16 protein-coding genes and 1 pseudogene are annotated in these 20,167 nt (G+C 71.4%); 3 read left to right on the forward strand and 14 right to left on the reverse strand.

Annotated features, from left to right (window positions below):
* Positions 1-6 precede the first annotated feature (6 nt).
* From HCC61_RS15120 to HCC61_RS15145, 6 genes are all read right to left on the reverse strand, one after another.
* Positions 7-1,047 carry a cation diffusion facilitator family transporter gene (locus tag HCC61_RS15120; protein ID WP_169135953.1) on the reverse strand — a complete coding sequence of 347 codons (1,041 nt, stop codon included), beginning with the start codon at positions 1,045-1,047 and terminating at the stop codon, positions 7-9.
* A gap of 138 nt (positions 1,048-1,185) precedes the next feature.
* Positions 1,186-1,935 (reverse strand): SDR family NAD(P)-dependent oxidoreductase, encoded by a 750-nt coding sequence (locus HCC61_RS15125; RefSeq protein ID WP_169135954.1) that lies wholly within the window; start codon positions 1,933-1,935, stop codon positions 1,186-1,188.
* Positions 1,932-2,720 carry an enoyl-CoA hydratase/isomerase family protein gene (locus tag HCC61_RS15130; RefSeq protein ID WP_169135955.1) on the reverse strand — a complete coding sequence of 263 codons (789 nt, stop codon included), beginning with the start codon at positions 2,718-2,720 and terminating at the stop codon, positions 1,932-1,934. Before HCC61_RS15130 ends, HCC61_RS15125 begins: the two co-directional genes overlap by 4 nt.
* Positions 2,721-2,803: 83 nt before the next feature.
* Positions 2,804-4,561: an AMP-binding protein gene (locus HCC61_RS15135; RefSeq protein WP_169135956.1), complete on the reverse strand. Its 1,758-nt coding sequence runs from the start codon at positions 4,559-4,561 to the stop codon at positions 2,804-2,806.
* 131 nt (positions 4,562-4,692) lie between these two features.
* Positions 4,693-5,328, reverse strand: a complete 636-nt coding sequence (locus HCC61_RS15140; protein WP_169135957.1) for a TetR family transcriptional regulator — start codon at positions 5,326-5,328, stop codon at positions 4,693-4,695.
* Between the two features lie 109 nt (positions 5,329-5,437).
* Positions 5,438-7,189, reverse strand: a complete 1,752-nt coding sequence (locus tag HCC61_RS15145; protein ID WP_169135958.1) for a tannase/feruloyl esterase family alpha/beta hydrolase — start codon at positions 7,187-7,189, stop codon at positions 5,438-5,440.
* 361 nt (positions 7,190-7,550) lie between these two features.
* On the opposite strand from HCC61_RS15145, the gene HCC61_RS15150 reads away from it, so the two are divergent.
* Together HCC61_RS15150 and HCC61_RS15155 are read left to right on the forward strand one after the other, a co-directional pair.
* Positions 7,551-8,510, forward strand: a complete 960-nt coding sequence (locus HCC61_RS15150) for a LysR family transcriptional regulator (protein ID WP_169135959.1) — start codon at positions 7,551-7,553, stop codon at positions 8,508-8,510.
* An 82-nt stretch (positions 8,511-8,592) separates the two neighbouring features.
* Positions 8,593-9,714, forward strand: a pseudogene (locus tag HCC61_RS15155) (IS630 family transposase).
* 20 nt (positions 9,715-9,734) lie between these two features.
* Here the strand turns inward: HCC61_RS15155 and HCC61_RS15160 are convergent.
* The 8 genes from HCC61_RS15160 to HCC61_RS15195 form a co-directional block, all read right to left on the reverse strand.
* A complete protein-coding gene (locus HCC61_RS15160; protein WP_169135960.1) occupies positions 9,735-10,502 on the reverse strand; it encodes an alpha/beta fold hydrolase in 768 nt (255 codons plus the stop codon).
* A 111-nt stretch (positions 10,503-10,613) separates the two neighbouring features.
* Complete coding sequence (locus tag HCC61_RS15165; RefSeq protein ID WP_169135961.1) at positions 10,614-11,951, reverse strand: VWA domain-containing protein; 1,338 nt, start codon at positions 11,949-11,951, stop codon at positions 10,614-10,616.
* Between the two features lie 6 nt (positions 11,952-11,957).
* Positions 11,958-12,749 carry an SRPBCC family protein gene (locus tag HCC61_RS15170; protein WP_169135962.1) on the reverse strand — a complete coding sequence of 264 codons (792 nt, stop codon included), beginning with the start codon at positions 12,747-12,749 and terminating at the stop codon, positions 11,958-11,960.
* 116 nt (positions 12,750-12,865) lie between these two features.
* Complete coding sequence (locus HCC61_RS15175) at positions 12,866-13,771, reverse strand: MoxR family ATPase (protein WP_346777208.1); 906 nt, start codon at positions 13,769-13,771, stop codon at positions 12,866-12,868.
* Complete coding sequence (locus HCC61_RS15180) at positions 13,768-14,814, reverse strand: XdhC family protein (protein WP_169135963.1); 1,047 nt, start codon at positions 14,812-14,814, stop codon at positions 13,768-13,770. The genes HCC61_RS15175 and HCC61_RS15180 overlap by 4 nt, the downstream gene beginning before the upstream one ends.
* 14 nt (positions 14,815-14,828) lie before the next feature.
* Complete coding sequence (locus tag HCC61_RS15185; RefSeq protein WP_169135964.1) at positions 14,829-17,222, reverse strand: aerobic carbon-monoxide dehydrogenase large subunit; 2,394 nt, start codon at positions 17,220-17,222, stop codon at positions 14,829-14,831.
* Positions 17,219-17,755 (reverse strand): (2Fe-2S)-binding protein, encoded by a 537-nt coding sequence (locus HCC61_RS15190; RefSeq protein ID WP_169135965.1) that lies wholly within the window; start codon positions 17,753-17,755, stop codon positions 17,219-17,221. The genes HCC61_RS15185 and HCC61_RS15190 overlap by 4 nt, the downstream gene beginning before the upstream one ends.
* Entirely contained in the window at positions 17,755-18,633 is an 879-nt protein-coding gene (locus HCC61_RS15195) for a xanthine dehydrogenase family protein subunit M (RefSeq protein ID WP_169135966.1), read from the reverse strand. The genes HCC61_RS15190 and HCC61_RS15195 overlap by 1 nt, the downstream gene beginning before the upstream one ends.
* A 383-nt stretch (positions 18,634-19,016) precedes the next feature.
* On the opposite strand from HCC61_RS15195, the gene HCC61_RS15200 reads away from it, so the two are divergent.
* Positions 19,017-20,108 carry an XdhC/CoxI family protein gene (locus HCC61_RS15200; protein ID WP_169135967.1) on the forward strand — a complete coding sequence of 364 codons (1,092 nt, stop codon included), beginning with the start codon at positions 19,017-19,019 and terminating at the stop codon, positions 20,106-20,108.
* The last annotated feature ends 59 nt before the right edge of the window (positions 20,109-20,167 follow it).

Raw genomic sequence — 20,167 nt, forward strand, 5'->3', positions numbered from 1 at the left:
CGCGGCCTATGAGGTGCCCTGACGGTTCAGGTCGCGGCTGAGGCGCTTCGCGTCCCGGCGGCCGGCGGCCCCGGCGTCCGTGATGTCGAGAAAGACATGATCGACCTCGCTCCAGCGGTCGAAGATGTCGCGCTTGATGCGCACGGCCACCTCCTCGACCTCCTCGCTGTCGGTTCCGGGTACGAGGTCGACCCGTGCCGCCAGCAGCGCCGAGTCGGGGCTGAGGCGCATGGTGAGCAGCGCGGTGACGGTGTCTATCTCGGACTGCTCAGTGAGGAAGGCGTGGATCTCCTGCTGGACCCGGCGGCCCAGCGCCTCGCCGACCAGCTGCCCGCGGGCGTCTCTTGCGAGGGTGTACGCGACGTAGACGAGGAGGAGCGCGATGGCCAGCGAGGCCGCCCCTTCCCAGACGGCGTCGCCGGTCGCCAGGTGCAGGAAGACGCCCGCCAGGGCGAGCAGGACACCGGTGACGGCGGCGCCGTCCTCGCCTATGACCGTACGGAGCGCGGGGTCGTCGCCGTCGCGCAGCTGGTTCAGGAATGAAGTGCCGTGCTCCGCGGCCTCGTTCCGGACCTGCCAGAGCGCCTTGACGAGGGACGCGCCTTCCACCAGTCCGGCGACGGCGAGAACGACGACGGCGACGAGGTAGCCGCCCGAGGGCGGTCCGGACGAGCTGCTGAGGGCTTCGACGCCCTCGTAGAAGGAGAAGCAGCCGCCCATGACGAAGATGCCCACTGCCGCGAGCAGGGACCAGAAGTAGCGTTCCTTGCCGTAGCCGAAGGGGTGCCTGCGGTCGGGGCGCTTCCTGCTCCGCTTGAGCGCTGCGAGCAGGAACACCTCGTTGAGGCTGTCGGCCACCGAGTGCGCGGCCTCGGACAGCAGCGCCGAGGAGCCGCTGACGATCCCGCCGGCGACCTTCGCCACGGCGATGAACAGGTTGGCCCCCATCGCCACGTAGACCGTGCCGCGGGTCTCTCCGTCCTGCGCTCCGGTGTCGCCCTCCGGGCCTGTGGTCGCCGTCGCTGTGGCGTCGTCGGGGGTGGCCATGTACCTGCGGGTCCCTTCAATCGGCCGGGCGGAAACGGGCGTTGAGCCGGGTACCCGTATCCGGGCGGGGAACCCCGCGCTTCTCTTCGAGTGCCGGAGCCCCGGCGGTTCAGCGCCCCCAGGGGCCTCCCGCGGTGTTCAGCGCAGGGCCGAGCCCACGCTGAATCCGCCGTCGACGTCCAGGACTGCGCCGGTGATGTACGCCGCCTGCTCGTCGCACAGGAAGGCCGCGGCGTCGGCGATCTCGGCGGGGTGGCCGGCCCGCCGCACCGGGACGCTGCGGGAGAGCCGTTCGCGCGCGCGGCGGGGGAGCGCGGCCAGCATGGGCGTCTCGATGATCCCGGGGGAGATGACGTTCGAGGTGACGCCGTGCGCCGCACCCTCCAGCGCCACGGTCCGGGCCAGCCCGACGATGCCCGCCTTCGCCGCGGCGTAGTTGGCCTGGCCGAAGTTGCCGCGCCAGCACACCGAGGACAGGGAGAGGACGCGGCCGTACCTCTGGGCCTTCATCAGCGCGAACACCGCCCGCGTGCAGTGGAAGGCACCGCGCAGGCTCACGTCCACGGCGGTGTCCCATTCCTCTCCGGTCATGTGCTCCAGCCGGTTGTCGCGCAGCACACCGGCGTTGTTGACGAGCACGTCCACGCGCCCGAACGCGTCCACCGTGTCCGCCACCCACCGGTCGACCTGCCCCGCGTCGGTGACGTCCACGGTGCTCGGCCGGGCGAGCGGGACGCCGCAGAGCGCGGCGGTCTCGCCGGCGGCGGGACCCCGCACGTCGCCGACCGCGACCGCGGCGCCGTCGGCGGCGAACCGCTCGGCCATCGCCCGCCCGAGGCCCTGCCCGGCCCCGCTGATCATGACGACTCGGCCCGTGTACCGGCTCATCCGTCCCGCTCCAGGGCCGGCGTCCGCGCGGTGCCGTCGACGAAGCGGCGGAGCGTGGCCGCCAAGTCCGCTTCCTTGTCGCGCCAGTGCTCGGCGAACACCTCCAACTCGTGTGCCGCCCGCGCCGCTTCGTCCGGCTGCTGCGGCCCACGGTCGAGCAGTCCTTTGACGTGGGCCGTCAAACCGGCGCCGACCGCGGCCAGTTGGCCGGCCACCGCCGCGACCTCGGGGAGGAACCGCGTGCGCGGCACGACCGAGTGGACGAAGCCGCATGCCACGAACGCCTCGGCGGGCAGCAGTTCGCCCGAGAGCATCAGCCGCCGGGCAAGCGGCTCGCCCACCTTGCGGGGCAGCCGTACGCTGGCGCCTCCCGCCGGCAGCAGGCCCTTGCGCACGTGCCCGTCGCCGATGAGGGTGCCCGCACGGGCGATCACCACGTCGCAGGCCAGGGCCAGTTCCAGGCCTCCGGCCACCACGTGCCCGTGCACCGCGGCGATCACGGGCTTGGGCGAGCGTTCCACGCGGTCGAAGCAGCCCGAGACCGCGCGGAGGAACGGGCGCGGGTCCGCTTCGTCGTCAAGGGTGCGCAGCAGGTGGCGAAGGTCGGCGCCCGCGCAGAAGCCGGGCCCGTCACCGGCGATCACCACTGCGGCCGTGCGCTCGTCCCGGACCGCCGCCGCGACGGCCTCGTCGAGGGAGGCGACCAGAGACGGGTCGAGGGCGTTCCTCCGATGCGGCCTGCTGAGCCACAACCAGCGGACCGCCGCGTGCTGTTCGGTCCGCACCGATGCCGGTGCCGATGCCCAAGCCGGTGCCGATGCCGCTGCCGGCTCCCGGTCCGCCGGGTCCAGGCGGTCGTCCGGCCGGTTCACGAACCGGCCGCTTCGAGTTCGGCGCGGCGGCGCTCGCGCAGCGCGTACCGCTGGATCTTCCCGCTCGGGGTCTTCGGCAGCGACTGTACGAAGTGGACGGTGCGGGGGTAGGCGTGCGCCGCGTATCCGCTCTTCACCTGCTGCCGCAGCTCCTCGGCCAGGGCCGGGGACGCGGCGGCGGGGTCACGGAGCACGACGTACGCCTCCAGCACCTCGCCGCGGACGGCGTCCGGTGCGGCGATCACCCCGGCTTCGGCCACGGCGGGATGGGTGACCAGCACGGACTCGACGTCGAACGGGCCGATCCGGTAGCCGGCCATGATGATGACGTCGTCATCTCTGGCCTGGAAGCGGAAGTACCCGTCCTCGTCGACGCTGCCGACGTCGCCCGTCAGATACCAGCGCCCGTTCCCGGCGAACTTCTCCGCGGTGCGCCCGGGATCGTCCTCGTAGCCGCCGAACCAGGCCAGGGGGCTCCTGTGCAGGTCGAAGGCGATCCGCCCGGGCACGCCCGGCGGCGCCGGCTCGTCGCCGTCGCCGGACAGCACGGCGCCGGTCCAGCCCGGCATGACGTGGCCCATCGAGCCGGGCCGCGGCGGACGGTACGCGGCCGGGTGGTGATGGTTGTTGATGACCATGCCGGTCTCCGTCGTTCCGTAGTGGTCGTGGACGAGCACGCCCAGCGCCTGCCGCGCCCACTGATTGACCTCCGGGGTCAGCGGTTCGCCCGCCGAGGAGGCGCGGCGCAGCCGCAGGCCGTCGGGCACGGCGGCGTCCGATGTGCGCAGCGACCGGTAAACGGTGGGCGCCGCGGTGAAGTTGGTGACCCCGAGGCGGGAGAGCACCGCCCATGTCGTCGCGGGGGAGAAGCCCCCTCGCTGGAGCACGCTCGGGGCGCCCACGCAGAACGAGCCGATGATCCCGAAGTAGAGCCCGTAGCCCCAGCCCGGGTCGGCCGCGTTCCAGAAGACGTCGCCGGGCCGGACGTCCAGGCCGAACTCCTGGTAGGCGTGGAAGCTCGCCAGCGCGACGGCGGGCACCACGACGCCCTTGGGACTTCCGGTGGTGCCGGAGGTGTAGATCTGCACGACCGGAGCGCCGCCCCCGAGCCGGGCGGCGGGGAAGCCGGGCTGCTGCGCCGCGAGCAGCTCGTCGAATCGCAGGTCGGTCGCGTGGGCTGGGTCAGCTGGGTCCGCCGGGTGCGCCTGGTCCGTCTCCGTCTGCTCCGGGGTGCCGGTGACGATGATCCGCCACGGGACCGGTCCGGCCGAACCGCCAGGCTCCGGCCGGAGTTTGGGCCGCTGCGCCGGGTCGCAGACCACCACGGCCGCGGCGCTGTGCCGCAGCCGCATCGTCACCGCGGGTCCCGCGAACGCGGTGAACAGGGGCACATGCACGGCGCCGAGACGCCAGATGCCCAGCACGGCGGTCAGCAGCTCCGTGCTTTTGCCGAGCAGCGTGGCCACCCGGTCGCCGGGACGCACACCCAGCGCGGCGAGAGCGCTCGCGAACCGCTCGGAGGATTCCGCCAGTTCGCCGTACGTCACCGGGCGGAGGTCCAGCCCTGCGTGCGGGTCTTCGGGGTTCGCGTCTTCGGGGTCCGCCGGACCGGCCACCGTGTAGGCGACCGCCGTCGCCGGGTGCCGGTCGCAGAGCAGACCGGCCACGCTCGTGCGCGAGTCGCCGTACATCGCGAGGAGTTCTCCGATCCGGTCCGCCGGATCATCGGTGGTCGTGCGGTGCACCAGTGGCATCGGCGTCGCTCCTCACACAGGCGGGTGTGTACCCGGCGGGCATGCGTGCAGGTACGCATCTGGATACGTTAGTACCATGACTCGTACTGAACAAGGGTGTGACGGTCCCGCCGACGGCCTGAACGGCCGGGCTAGCGGGAGGTGTTGGTGAGTGCCGAAAGGACGAGTTCGCTCAGTTCCGTGTACGCCTCGCCGGAGGTCAGCCCGGTGCGGGTGAGCAGCTCGCCCTGCTGGATGCCGTCGACGAGGAGGCTGACCGACTCCCCGACGAACTCGGCGTGGATGCCGCGGAACCGGCCCGAGTCCACTCCCTCACGGATGAACTCCCGTACCCGCTGCGCCGACGCATGGGCGTTGAGCGCCCAGATCTCGAACGTGGCGTCGTTGGCGACCATGTCCATGTGGCACGTACGCGACATCTTGCCCATGGCTTCGCCGACCGCGGCCAGATAGGCGGCGATCCGGTCGGCCGGATCCGAGATCGTGGCGACGCGCTCCTCGATCCCGTCCGCAGCGTTCCGGAAGAACCGTTTGAAGACGGCCGTGACCAGGCGCTCCTTGCCCGAGGCGACGCCGTAGAGAGTCGACTTCGAGCATTGCAGCCGAGTGGCCAGCTCATCGACGGTGAGGTCGGCGAACCCCTCGGCGAGGATGAGCCCTTCGAGCCGGCCGAGCAGCTGTTCCCGTCTGGTCTCGTCGATCCGGCGCCGCCGCCCGCCAGGCCGTGCCCGCCGGGAGGCCAGCGCCGTCCGGGGGGACGTTGCCATGTGGTGAGCCTTTCGTGGGCCTGTAGGTACGGTGCAGGATACAGCGGTTCCAGCGGCCGTACCGTCGGCCCGTTCGGCAACGCCCCCGGCGGTCGTCGGCGGCCCGGGGTCAACGGCCGTCGTGGGACCGGCCGCAGATCAGCCGCCCGTTCCTGGGCTCGCACCACTGCTGGTAGCCGGTGCGGAACTCGCCGGTCCAGCGGGCCGGCGGATAGCTGCGCCCCGGTCCCGGCCGGAAGCTGGCCGCGTCGTCCGGGTCGCCCGACCCGTCGTGGACCGCGACCTTCGGATACGGGAAGACCGGCCTGGTCCGCACGGTGCCGCCCGAGCCGTCACGCTCGGTCAGCACGATCCGCTCCGGAGCCCGGTGCCGTTCGACCCAGTCGGTGAGCGGGCCGAGCATGTCCGCCTCGTCCGGCCCGTCGCCGCCCATGCAGTGGTACATCCCGGGCATCAGATAGAGCCGGGCGTAGTCACCCGTGCCCTGTCCCGTGATCTTCCTGAGGGCCTCGTAGTAGGCGACGGTGCCCTGCGGCGGGATCGGTGCGTCGCTCAGCCCGTGCCACAGGATGAGCTTGCCGCCCGCGTCGCGGAAGTCCCGCAGGTCCGGGTCGGTGGTGTCCATGACGGGGGACGTCGCGGACAGTTCGCGGAACGTCTCGCGGTCGAAGGAGAGCTTCCGCAAGTCGTGGGCGCGGCCGTTATTGAGCTTCGCGAAGTGGCGCAGATGGCTCTCCGCGAGCCACTCGCTGACCGACGGCACCTCGGGTACGTCACGGACGATGGTGTGCTTCCAGGCCAGTTCGGAACCGACGGGCTCCCCGCCGCCGGGGTATCCCGGATAGAAGGGGACGCCGTTCTCGTCCACGGCTCCCCGGTAGATCTTGCGCGCGGCCTCGATCTTGGCCTCGGTCAGGCAGCCCGACGACTCATCGGCGCGGCAGCGCAGCGTACCGGGATCGAACGAGCAGGCACGCGGATCCGTGATCAGTCCGTCGACCAGGCCGTCACGGCCGTCGCACGACTTCAGGGCGCCCTTGTGCAGCACCGGCAGATCCTTCGGCGTGAGGAGCCGGCCGCCGTCCGGCGCCAGGTTGGCCCGCACGTTCCAGGCCATCGAGAAGGCGAAGAGCGCGACCCAGGCGCTCGCGGGGGCGCCGGCGACGATGCCGTCGAAGTCCTCGGGATAGCGCTGCGCCAGATCGAGTCCCTGACGGCCGCCGCCGGAACATCCGACGAAGTAGCTGCGGTGGGGCCGTTCGCCGTAGAAGAGGCCGGTGATGTTCTTGGCGACCACGGAGAGCTGGTGCTCGCTCTCGTAGGCGAAGTCCTTCGTGAGGGCGGGCTCCGTCGCCCAGGTCGCGTTGGTGCTGCCCACGTGGCCGCCGTTGCCGAAGGCCACCGCGAACTCGCCCTGCCGGTAGCCGGGGCAGCGCTTCGCCATCCACGGCTGGTCGGTGGTCTCGGTGGAGATGCCGCACAGCCCGCCGCAGCCGATCTGAAGGTAGCGACCGGTCCAGGTCTTCGTGGGCAGCCGCATCGTGAACTGGTGCTGCGGGGCGATCAGCGCCGTCACCTCGCAGAACTCCGGGGTGCTCCCGGTCGCCTCCACGAGCTTGGCGGACTCGATCGCCGCGGTCTCGCCGGGCAGTGCGCCGACCTTCCGTACGGCCAGGGCGGAACAGTCCATCCGGGGTCCGGTGACGGGCGACGCCTGCGGCGAGGACGCGTGCGGCGCGGATGCGCCCGGTGAGGTGGGCTCATTTCGCGCGGGCCCGGCGGCGCTCGCCGTCAGGCCCGCCATGAGGATCAGGGCGATCCCGCAGATGCTCGGCTTCCTCGTCCACCGTGGACCTTTCATGCCCTCCCGCCTTTCATCTACGGGCCCCGGCCCGGTCGTTCGTCCGGTGGCGGCTCGGCCCTCCGCGTCCGTGCGCCGAAGGGGCGGTACCTTTTTGGGTAACTTAGTACCCGCAATCGTATTGCACAAGGCGTGTGCCGCGTCCGGTGCGGGCCGGGCGGGCCGGGCGGGGAGGACGGGGCGGAGCCGGTGCGGACGGCGTGCGGGGCGGCCCTTCGGCACAGCCTTGATCACGTCGGACCGCCCCGTGCGTCGAGACTGCTGCCCGTGGTCTGGTCTTCGAAGTACGCCCGCGAGAAGATGACGGTGTCGTTTCTTCGCATGTCAGGGACGATTTCGCAGCGTCAACGGGAGGACTGGTGTGACGCCAACTCAGCTTCGGGCGTTCGCCGCCGTCGTCCGTCTCAGCTCCGTCAAGCTGGCCGCCGCCGATCTTTCCGTGACCGAGGCGGCGATCTCGATGCACATCGCCCACCTACGCAAGGAGCTGGGCGACAAGCTGTTCACGCGTACGGCAGCCGGGCTCGCCTTCACGCCGGGCGGGCTGCGGCTGGCGAGCCGTGCGTCCGAGATGCTTGGGCTCCAGGCCCGCACCGTTCTCGAAGTGAGCCAGGCGGGGGCCGGCCGGAGAATGCTGCGCATCGCCTCGTCGAATCTCTTCGCCGAGCACGCGGCGCCGGGACTGATCGAGCTGTTCGCGAGCCGTGCCGACGATCTGGACGTCGAACTCAGCGAGCACAGCCCCCAGAGGTTCGCGGGCATGCTGCTCACCCGCGAAGTGGATGTCGCGATCGGCCCGCGCCCGGGAACCGTCGACGGGTCCGTGACCTGCACGCCGTTCCTGAACTACCAGCTGATGGCGGTCGTCAGCCCCGATCACCCGCTGTGCGGAGTGGCCTCGCCCAGCGTCGGAGAGCTGCGGGCGCAGACCTGGCTGCTCGGTCCCTCCGCGGCCGACCGGGTCGGGCTCGTGCCCTCCCTGCTACGGAAGATCAACGTGCCCGAGGAGCATCAGCAGATCTTCCAGAGCCATGCGGCGGCGGTCGAGGAGGCCAAGCGCGGCAAGGGCATCGCGCTGGCAGTGGCCTTCGCGGTCTCCCAGGACATCGCGGGGGGCTACCTCAGGCCTCTCGCGGGCAAGTACGCGCAGGCGAAGGGCGCCTGGAACATCCTGACGCTCGCCGGAGCGGGGGCTCCCGCCGCGGCGGCGGAGCTGACACGGTTCGTGACCACGCCGCGCGCCACCCAGGCGATGCTGCGCGGCGCGGGCGTCACCGCGGGACGGTTCCGTCCCGCGATCCACGTGACCCTGTGGAGCTAGCGCTGTGACTGCATAGGTTCGCCGGGTTGGTGGTCGGGACGGTTGGATGTGCGTGAGGTCCGATCCGATCGCTGGAGGTGCGGTGGCTGAGCCTGTCCGTGTGCGCAGACTGACCGACCAGGAGGGGCAGCGGTTGCAGCAGATCGTGCGCCGGGGCAGTACCAGCTCGGTGCGCTACCGGCGGGCGATGATGTTGTTGGCCTCGGCAGGCGGCAACCGTGTACCGGTGATCGCCCAGCTGGTGGCGGCCGATGAGGACACGGTCCGGGATGTGATCCACCGGTTCAACGAGATCGGCCTGGCTTGCCTGGACCCTCGGTGGGCGGGAGGCCGTCCCCGCCAACTCAGCCCTGACGATGAGGACTTCGTCGTCCAGACGGCCACTACCCACCCGACCAAGCTCGGCCAGCCCTTCACCCGCTGGTCGATCCGCAAGCTCGTGATCTACCTGCACCGTGTCCACGGCCGGGTGATCCGTATCGGCCGCGAGGCCTTACGCCGCCTGCTCGCCCGCCGCGGCGTCACCTTCCGGCGCACCAAGACGTGGAAGGAGTCACCGGATCCCGAGCGTGAGACAAAGCTGGATCGCATCGAGTACGTCCTGGACCGCTTCCCGGACAGGGTCTTCGCGTTCGACGAGTTCGGCCCGCTCGGGATCCGGCCCACCGCAGGCTCGGGCTGAGCCGAGCAAAGCCATCCCGACCGATTGCCGGCCACTTACCACCGCACCCACGGCGTGCGGTACTTCCACGGCTGCTACTCGGTCGGCGACGACACGTTGTGGGGCGTCAACCGCCGCAAGAAGGGAGCCGTGAACACGCTGGCCGCGCTGAAGTCGATCCGCACCGCTCGGCCCGACGGCTCCCCCATCTACGTGATCCTGGACAACCTCTCCGCGCACAAGAGCGCCGATATCCGGCACTGGGCGAAGAAGAACCGCGTCGAACTGTGCTTCACCCCTACCTACGCGTCCTGGGCCAACCCCATCGAGGCCCACTTCGGACCACTGCGGCAGTTCACCGTCGCCAACTCCAACCACCCCAACCACCCGGTACAGACCCGGGCCCTGCACGCTTACCTGCGCTGGCGCAATGCCAACGCCCGCCACCGGGATGTCCTGGCCGCCGAACGCCGCGAACGCGCCCGCATCCGCAGCGAGAAGGGCATCCGCTGGGGCGGACGCCCCCTCACCACAGCAGCCTGACGGCCTGCGTGGCGCCGTCTTCAGTCGCGGACGGCGGCCTCACGGAGGAATCGTGTCAGCAGGTCAGCCACCGTGTCGGGCTGCTCCAAGCCCGGCAGGTGGCCAGCCCAGGGCAGTTCCAGGTGGTGGGCGCTGGAGATCTGCTTCGGCAGACGGGCGGCGATCTCGCGGAAGTCCGCCAGGTCGTGCGCGCCCGACACGGCCAGGCAGGGTGCTTTGATCCGCGCGAGGTCGACTTGCGCTTCGGTCGGAGCGAACTCCTCCTTCGCGGCCCACTGCACCTCGAAGGCGTGCCGCTGCATCCGGCGGACCTCTTCGCGGACCTCGTCACTGGCCTCCGGTCCCAGCCACGTCTCCACGTTCAGCTCGACGGCCCCCGCGAGGTCGTCTGCTGCGAACAGCGCGTCCTCCCGTTCAGCGAAGGACCGCAGCGCGGCGCCGGGAACATGTCCCGGCATCGCGGCGCAGAGCAGCACCAGGGCCGTGACCGCGCCCGGACAGGTTGCCGCCACCTCCAGGGCGACCTGCCCGCCGTATGAAGCCCCGACCAGAGCGGCCCGTTCGATGCCCAGGTGGTCCAGAAGGTCCGCGACATCCCCGGCATCGCTGTACGGGCCATCCGCCACGGGGGAGTCACCGAACCCCCGGAAGTCGCACCGGACCACCCGGTACCCGGCATTGACCAGCACCGGCCACTGCGGGTCCCACATGCGCCGGTCACACACCGACGAGTGCAGCAGCACCAGAGCAGGACCGCCATCCCCTGAGATGTCGTGGGAGAGAGTCATCCGGCGGACCGTAGCGGACACTGCCACCCGAGGGCACTGAATATTTGGCGCCCACCTACGACACGGCTCTCTCCGATGCCATGAACCCGGCGGACCTATGCGGTCACAGCACTAGCGCGTGCCGGGGCTCGCGGCCTGGGGGCCCCTCCCGGACGGGGCCCGGGGGAGGGACTCCGCGGACACGCCCCGGCCGCGGCCCGCCGCGTGACGGCCGGAGCGCGGGCCCGCGGCGGACGGAGCCGCGCAGCGTGAGATCTCGGCCAGCACGGCGGCGAGCGAGCGGAACGTGTCCGCGGGCAGCAGCAGATCGCAGTGCGGCAGGGCCGCCGCCATCGCCGCCACGCGTGGTTCGAACCCCGGGGCCGACGCCCGCGGATTCATCCAGATCACCCTGTACGCGCGGCGGTTCAGCCACGCCATGACGGCGGTCAGCTCCTCCGCCGGATCGGAGTCCCAGCCGTCGGAGCCGATGATCACGACGGCTCCGCGCAGGCAGTCGCCGTGGTGCGAGGTCAGCAGCGTACGGAGGCTGGTCGCGATCCGCGTGCCGCCGAAGCGGTCGGTCACCTTCGCCGTCGCCTCCTCGACGGCGGCCTGTGCCGAGCGGTGCGACAGGGCGCCGGTCAGCCGCGTCAGCGACGTACCGAAGGCGAAGACCTCCGCGTGAGCGGTGCGCGCGAGGGCCCGCATCAGGTGGAGATAGGCCGTGGCCTGCGCCTGCATCGACTTGCTGACGTCGCACACCATCACCACGCGACGTGGCTTGCGGGCGGGCCCGGAGCGCACCAGCTCCAGCGGCTCCCAGCCGGTGCGCCGCGAGCGGGCCACGGTCTCGCGGAAGGCGATGCGGCGCCCCGGTGCGCGGCTCGTGTACCGGCGGGAGCGCCGAAGCGGCCAGTCGCGTACGGCGGACTCCAGCCACCGGCCGAGCAACGCCGTCTCCTCCGGGGTGAGTTGCTCGAACGGCGCGTCCACCGGGCCGTCCGTCCCGCTGGGCAGCCGCTCGGGCACCGCGAACGCGCCGTCCGCGTCACGGGAACCCGCGACGGCCTGCGGACGAGTCACCCACGGCAGGGGGCCCGCTCCGGACGGGGAGCCGGGCGGCACGGACGGCGGGGAGCCGCCGGAGTCGCCGGCGTGCGGGGCGCCGCCGAGGCCGTCCCGCCGTGCGTTCGGATCCAGCTCCAGCACGGCGTCCTCGAAGACGGCCGCGAACACCCGGTCGAACAGGGCGAGTTCGGAGTGCGCCCGTACGAGAGAGACCCGCGCGCTCCAGTACAGGGACGTACGGGTCAGGGTGGGCGAGGCCGCGAGCGCCCGTACGAAGACCTCGGTGGAGGCGAGATCCACCGGCATGCCGCCCGCGCGCAGGCGTGCCGACAGGGCGACGGCGAACGCCGCCCTGTCGACGTGCCTCAGCAGCGGTGCGACCGCCGGATCAGGAGACATCGAGCGTCAGGAGACAACGAGCCAGACGACCACCGCGACGACGACGATGAGGCCGGCCACCGCGGGGATCAGGCGCTTGTACACGGACGTTCCGGCCAGGCCCATGAGGTCCAGCGGCTGCGACTCCGGCTTCCCGGCGGTCTGTCCGACAGCTTGTCCGACGGCCGTTCCGCTCTTGGACGGGGCGGCTGAAGCGGCAGGCTCCGGTTCCTCCGGTCGCCGCTCGGCGGCGTGCTGTTCGGTTTCCGTCGCCGTACGGCCGTCCGCGCCCTGCTGTTCGCTCACCGCGGGCCCCGTGCCCGTAGCGCCCGCGGGAGCGGGGTCCGCCGCCGTGCCCTCGTGCTCTGTCGCGGCGGGAGCGAGCAGTTGGGCCTCCAGGTTCTCCACGAACTGCCCGAGCAGCTTCGTGGAGACCTCCTTGATCATCCCGCTGCCGAACTGGGCGATCTTTCCTGTGACGTTGAGGTCGGTGCTGACGGAGACGACGGTCTTATCGCCTTCCGCGCGCATCCGCGCGTCGATCAGGGCCGAGGCGTTGCCCGCGCCCCTCGAGTCCTTGCCCTTCGCGCTGATCACGGCGTGGTGGGCGGCGTCGTCCTTCTCGACGAACTGGGCCGTCCCCGCGTACTGGCTGATCACCGGCCCGACCTTGACCCGTACCTTGCCGGAGTAGACGTCCCCGTCGACGCCGGTGAGCTGGGCACCGGGCAGGCAGGGAGCGATGCCTTCCAGGTCGGTGAGCACCTCCCAGGCCCGCTCTGCCGGAACACCGACGGTGAACTCGTTGTCGATCTTCATGAGTTCCTCTCTGCTTGGCTGGGCGTCTCTGCTTGGCCGGTCGTCCGCGTCCTGACCGGGTGTCCGCGTCCTGACCGGGCGTCTCGACCGGGCCCTGACGGGCGTGCCGGCCGGTATCAGGCCGACGCCGATTCGGGATGACCGAGTTCGTCGAGGGCGTCGGTGATCGCGGTGCGGTCGTCCGGGCTCTTGGCGAGGGCTCCGAGCGTGCTGACGATGTCGGCGCGCAGGAGTTCGGAGACCTTCAGTACGGACAGGGCGGAGACCCAGTCGATGGTCTCGGCCATGCCCGGCGGCTTCTCCAGGTCCAGCCCCCGTGCCCGGCCGACGAAGTCCGTGGCCGAGGCGATCAGAGGCTCGTTCGCCGTGGGCACCCTGCGGCGGACGATCTCGGCGGCACGGGCGGCGGGCGGAAAGTCGATCCAGTGGTAGAGGCAGCGGCGGCGCAGGGCGTCGTGCAGTTCGCGGCTGCGGTTGGAGGTGAGGACGACGTACGGCGGCCGGACGGCCCTGAAGGTGCGCAGCTCGGGCACGGTGACCGCGGCCTCGCCGAGGAACTCCAGCAGCAGCGCCTCGAACTCCTCGTCGGCACGGTCGATTTCGTCGATCAGCAGCACCGGTGCGGTGGGCCCGGTGTGCCTGACCGCGCGGAGGATCGGCCTGTCCTGGAGGAACTCCTCGCCGAACAGGTCGGCCTCCGCGAGCCGTTCGTGCCGTGACTCCGCGAGCCGGATCGCGAGCAGCTGGCGCTGATGGTTCCACTCGTAGAGGGTTTCGGCGGCGGTCAGACCCTCGTAGCACTGGAGCCTGATGAGCGGGGTGTCCAGGGCGGCGGCCATGGCCTTCGCCGCGGCGGTCTTGCCGACGCCCGGTTCTCCCTCCAGCAGCAGCGGCCGGCCGAGGGCCATGGCGAGGAACAGGGCGGTGGAGGTGCCCTCTTCGACGAGGTAGTCGACCTCGTCCAGGCGGCGCGCGACGTCCGCGGGGCCGGTGAACGGGGGGTCCGTGACGACGCCGCTCACCTCCCCGCCACCGGGTGCGCGTCCGCTTCGGCACCGGCCGTATCCGCGCTGCCGCCCGTGCCCCGGGCGTAGCCGTCGCGGCACCCCGTACCGCAGAAGAAGACCTCGGCGCCGTCGACCGTCAGCCGCGGGGTGTCCGGCATGACCGTCACCGTCATCCCGCAGACGAGGTCCGACTCCTGCCGCGGTGCCTCCGGTCGGACGTCCGCCGGGTACGGCGCGCCGGACGTGCCGTGTGCCTCCCGTTCGTCCGCGCGCAGGACGCCCACCATCTCCGCGAGGATGGACAGCGCGACCTCGGGAGCCGTGCGCGCGCCGATGTCGAACCCGGCGGGCGTGCTGACGCGTTGGGCCTCCTCGGGGGTCAGGCCCATCCCCTCCAGCACCGCCCTGCCACGGCGGGGACTGGCGACCAGCGCGACGTAGCGCACTCCCGCGTCGAGGGCGGCGCGGATGGTCCCCTCCTCGTCCCGGCCGTGGGTGGCGACGATCACCGCCGAGGCGTTCTTCGGGACCTCGGTTGCGGAGACCTCGGCCCCGTCCGGACGGTCCGGGTCCTCCCGGTCCCCGTCCGCCCCGTCCGCCCCGGCGCCGCCGGTCCCCGGACCGGAGCGGACCACCGCGTGCCCCAGCACCTCCGCCATCGCCACGAGCGCGTCCGCCACCGGCGTACGGCCGACGACACCGAGCAGGGGCGGCGGCAGCCGGGGCTCGATGAAGATCTCCAACGCCCCTCCCGACAGGCACGGGTTGACCACCACCTCGGCGCCGGGGGAGTCGGGGAAGGACGCGTCGTCCCCCGCGGGCAGCACCCGCAGCAGCACGGCGGCGTCCTCCCGCATCGCACGGAGCGCCGCCGTGCGCACCGTGCCCTCCGCGCACACCCCGCCGACGAAGCCGTCGACGGACCCGTCCTGGAGGACGATCGCCTCGTCCCCGGCGTGGGCCGACGTCGGCACCTGGGCCCGTACGACCCTGGCGTGGGCGAACGGCACCCGGTGCTCGGCGAGTTCACCCGCCCTCGTGGACACCCTGCTCGGCATCGCGTGCTCCCGGATCAGATCGGCGGCATCGGGCGGCCCTGCATGGCCTCCCACACCCGGGACGGGGTGAGCGGCATGTCGGCGTGCCGGACACCGAACGGCTTGAGTGCGTCGACGACCGCGTTCACCACGGCCGGTGGCGAGCCGACGGTCGCCGACTCCCCGACGCCCTTGGCCCCGATGGGGTGGTGCGGCGACGGCGTCACCGTGAACCCCGTCTCCCAGTCCGGCACTTCGAGCGCCGTCGGGATCAGGTAGTCCATCAGCGAGCCGCCGAGGCAGTTGCCGTCCTCGTCGAAGGCGATCATCTCCATCAGCGCCATGCCGACGCCGTCGGTGAGACCTCCGTGCACCTGCCCCTCGATGATCATCGGGTTGATGCGCGTACCGCAGTCGTCGACCGCGACGAAGCGGCGGACGGTGACGCGTGCCGTGCCCGGGTCGACGTCCACGACGCAGATGTACGCGCCGTGCGGGTAGGTGAGGTTCTCCGGGTTGTAGCAGATCTGCGCTTCCAGACCGCCCTCGATGCCCTCCGGGAGATCGCCGGCGCCGTGCGCCCTCATCGCGATGTCCTGGATGGTCACCGACGCGGACGGGTCGCCCTTCACATGGAAGGAGCCCTTCGTCCACTCGATGTCGGTGGCCGGGACCTCCAGCATTCCCGAGGCGATCAGCCGCGCCTTGTCCCGTACCTTCCGCGCCACGAGCGCCGCCGCGGCACCCGAGACGGGCGTCGAGCGGCTGCCGTAGGTACCGAGCCCGAAGGGCGTCTGGTCGGTGTCGCCGTGCACCACGTCGATGTCGGACGGCGGGATGCCGGTCTCCTCGGAGACGATCTGCGCGAACGTCGTCTCGTGCCCCTGTCCCTGCGTCTGCACCGACAGGCGTACGACCGCCTTGCCCGTGGGATGCACCCGCAGTTCGCAGCCGTCGGCCATGCCCAGTCCGAGGATGTCCATGTCCTTGCGCGGCCCGGCGCCCACGGCCTCGGTGAAGAACGAGACGCCGATGCCCATCAGTTCGCCCCGGGCCCGCTTCTCCTCCTGCTCCCGGCGCAGTTCGCCGTAGCCGGCCAGCTCCATCGACAGCCGCATCGTCGGCTCGTAGTCGCCCGAGTCGTACACCCAGCCGGTCTTGGAGGTGTACGGGAACTGCTCGGGCTGGATGAAGTTGCGCAGCCGCAACTCGGCCGGGTCCATGTCCAGTTCGTACGCGAGGCAGTCGACGATCCGCTCGACCAGGTACACCGCCTCGGTGATCCGGAACGAGCATGCGTACGCCACGCCGCCCGGCGCCTTGTTGGTGTAGACGGCCGTCATCTTGCAGTACGCGGCCTCGATGTCGTAGCTGCCGGTGAAGACGCCGAAGAACCCCGCCGGGTACTTCACGGGCGCCGCCGTGCCGTTGAACGCGCCGTGGTCGGCGAGCACGTTGGTGCGGATGCCGAGGATCCTGCCGTCCCGGGTGGCGGCGATCTCACCGCGCATCACGTAGTCGCGGGCGAAGCCCGTGCTGGTGAGGTTCTCCGAGCGGTCCTCCATCCACTTCACCGGCTTGCCCGTCAGCAGCGAGCCGACGACGGAGCAGACGTAACCGGGGTAGATCGGCACCTTGTTGCCGAACCCGCCGCCGATGTCGGGGGAGATGACGCGGATCTTGTGCTCCGGCAGGCCCGCCACGATCGCGTACAGCGTGCGGTGCGCGTGCGGCGCCTGGGTCGTCGACCACAGCGTCAGCCTGCCGTCGACGGCGTCGAAGTCGGCGACGGAGCCGCAGGTCTCCATCGGCGCGGGGTGCACCCGCGGGTAGACGATGTCCTCGCTGACGATCACGTCGGCGCGGGCGAAGACGTCCTCCGTCGCCTCCGCGTCGCCGGTCTCCCAGTCGAAGCAGTGGTTGTCGGACTTGCCGTCGAGGTCGTCACGGATGACGGGAGCCGCGGGGTCCAGCGCCTTGCGCACGTCCACGACCGGGTCGAGCATCTCGTACTCGACGTCGATCAACTCCAGGGCGTCGCGCGCCGAGTAGCGGTCCTCGGCGACGACGAAGGCGACCTCCTGGCCCTGGAAGCGGACCTTGTCCGTGGCGAGCACGGCCTGCACGTCGTTGGAGAGGGTCGGCATCCACGCCAGGCCCTTCTCGGCGAGCATCGCGCCCGTGACGACGAGCTTCACCTTCGGATGCGCCTCCGCGAGGCTGGTGTCGACGCTGACGATCCGGGCGTGCGCCATGGGGGCGCGCAGGATCGCCAGGTGCAGCATGCCGGGCAGCTGGACGTCGTCGACGTAGCGGCCCCTGCCGCGTACGAAGCGCGGGTCCTCCTTGCGCAGCATCCGCCCGTGCCCGACGGGCTTCTGGTCGTTGTTCTCGAATTCGGTGACGGGTGATCCCGCGACGGTGGTCATGAGGCGCTCCCCGAGTCTGCCGTCGTCGGTACGTCGGCTGCGCTGGCTGCGTCGGCGGTCGTGGTGCGGGTGCCGGCCTCCTCGGCCGCGGCCCACTGGATGGAGCGGACGATGGTGGAGTAGCCGGTGCACCGGCAGATCTGGCCGGAGATCGCCTCGCGGATCTCCCCCTCGGACGGGCTGGCGTTCCGGTCCAGCAGGGCCCGCGCGGTCATCATCATGCCGGGGGTGCAGAAGCCGCACTGGAGCCCGTGGCACTCCACGAACCCCTTCTGGACGGGGTCGAGTTCACCGCCCTGCTCCAGCCCTTCGACGGTGCGCACCTCGTGCCCGCCCGCCATGGCGGCCAGCACCGTGCACGACTTGACCGGCTCGCCGTCCAGCCACACCACGCACGTGCCGCAGTTGCTGGTGTCACAGCCCCAGTGGGTGCCGGTCAGTGCCAGATGGTCACGGAGGAAGTGGACGAGCAGCAGCCGCCCCTCGATCTCCCTGGTGACCTCTTCGTCGTTGACGACCATCGTGACCTGCATCAGTCTTCCTCTCCGTTGACCCTGGCGACGGAGCGGCGCAGCGCCCGCACGGTCAGTTCCTTCGCGAGGTGCCGCTTGTACTCGGCGCTGCCGCGGTGGTCGGAGGCCGGATCGCAGGAGCGTGCCGCGATCTCGCCGGCCTGCGCGTATGCCTCCTCGGAGGGGGCCGCTCCGCGCAGCGCCCGCGAGATCTCGGGCAGCCCCGTGGTGTTGGGGCCCACGGCGGCGAGCCCGACGCGGGCGTCGGAGATGACACCGCCCTCCAGCCATACGGCGGCTCCCGCGGAGACCACCGCCCAGTCGCCGGCCCGGCGCTCGACCTTCTCGTAGGCGCTGGACCCCGAATCGTGCACGGGGAAGCGCACCTCCGTGAGGATCTCCGCGTCGCCGACGGCCGTCTCGTACGGGCCGCGGTGGAACTCCTCCATGGACACGACGCGTTCGCCGTCGAGCCCGCGGATGACGCAGCTCGCGCCGAGCGTGGTGCACACGGCCGACAGGTCCTCGGACGGGTCCGCCTGGCAGAGCGACCCGCCGAGCGTTCCGCGGTTGCGGACCACCGGATCGGCGATGACCTTCTCCGCGTCCTTGAAGATCGGGAAGGTGCGGGCCAGTCCGGCGGACTCCAGAAGCTCGCGGTGGCGCGTCATCGCGCCGATCCGGACGCGGTCCGGTTCGAAGACGATGAAGCCCAGCTCGTCCGCGAGGTCGTTGATGTCCACCAGGTATTCGAAGTTGGCGAGCCGCAGCTTCATCATCGGGAGCAGGCTGTGACCGCCCGCGATGATTCTCGCCGTGTCACCGAGCCTGTCCAGGACGCCGATCGCATCGTCGACGCTGCTGGCACGCTCGTACTCGAACGGTGCGGGAACCTGCATCTGCGAGACCCCTTCCTCATCACCGCAGCCGGTATCTCCACTCGGCGCTTGGGCCTCATTGGGCCCGCGGCGTGAGGGGATGTCAACGACGAGTTAAGGAGTTGCTTAAGTCCCTCGGGACTTCTCTCGCCGCCGCCTCGCACCGGCTGAGGTGTGGCGGCGCCCCGAAGGCGCGCTGAAGAGGCGCGGACGCCGCCCGGAGCGGGTCGTCACAGGTGACGGGCGAGTTAAGCGAACGCTGAGGACGCCGTTGACACCGCTGCCGCCGCGTACGCATCGTCGGCTCACCCGGTGGCCCTCCCGGAGCCGGTCACGCATCGGGAGGATCCCGCGGCAGCGGTCGAGGAAGCCGGTGAACTGATCGCCGGCGGGGAGGAGTCGGAGTGCGGGACATCGCTGAGGGTCTCAGGTCGTGGCAGGCCGACGGGGTGCCCTTCGCTCTGGCCACCGTCACGCGGACCTGGAAGTCCGCGCCGCGCCAGGCGGGCGCCACCATGGCGGTAGCCCGCAACGGCACGGTGCTGGGCAGCATTTCGGGCGGCTGTGTGGAGAGCGCCGTCTACGAGCTCGCCATGGACGTGCTCGCCGACGGCGAACCGGTGCTGCGTACATACGGCGTCAGCGACGACGACGCCCTGGAGGCGGGGCTGACCTGCGGCGGAGTCATCGAGGTCTTCGTACGTCCGGCGAGCGGCGAGCACTGGCCCGAGCTCGAAGAGGTCCTCGACGCCGTCGACTCGGGCCGCCCGGTCGCGGTCGCATCCGTGATCGGCGGCCCGGCGCCCATGGGGAGGCGCCTCGTCGTCGGCGCGGACACGGCGAAGGGCGCACTCGGCGACGCCGGCCTGGACGAGAGCGTCGTGAAGCAGGCCCGCGGCCTGCTCGCGCAGGGCACCACCGCGGTGGTGCACGCCGCGTGCGACAGCGAGAGGCGGATGGGCGAAGTCGCCGTGTTCGTCGAGTCCTTCGCCCCGCCGCCGCGCTTCCTCGTCTTCGGCGCCATCGACCATGCCGGCGCCGTCGCACGCCTCGCGAAATTCCTCGGCTACCGCGTCACGGTCTGCGACGCCCGGCCGGTGTTCGCGACCAGTGAGCGCTTCCCCGACGCCGACGAACTCGTGGTGCGGTGGCCGCACCAGTTCCTCGACCAGCTCACAGTCGACGAGAACACCGTCATCTGCGTGCTCACCCACGATCCGAAGTTCGACGTGCCGCTGCTTCAGCGGGCGCTGCTCACCCCCGCCTGCTACATCGGTGCGATGGGCAGCCGCAGAACGCACGAGGACCGGCTGCGGCGCCTTCGCGAGGCGGGGGTCGGGGAGGCCGCGCTCCGGCGTCTGTCCTCTCCCATCGGGCTCGACCTGGGCGGCCGTACGGTGGAGGAGACCGCGGTCGCGATCATGGCCGAGATCATCGCGCTCAAGTGGAACGGGACGGGCCGCCGGCTCGCGGGCACGGAACTGCCGATCCACTGAGCCGTCGGTCCACTGAGCCGTGCGAATCCGCTGAGCCGTGCGATTCACCGAGCCGTGCG

Origin of the sequence: Streptomyces sp. HNM0575 (genome assembly GCF_012726265.1) — a bacterium.
Taxonomy (GTDB): domain Bacteria; phylum Actinomycetota; class Actinomycetes; order Streptomycetales; family Streptomycetaceae; genus Streptomyces.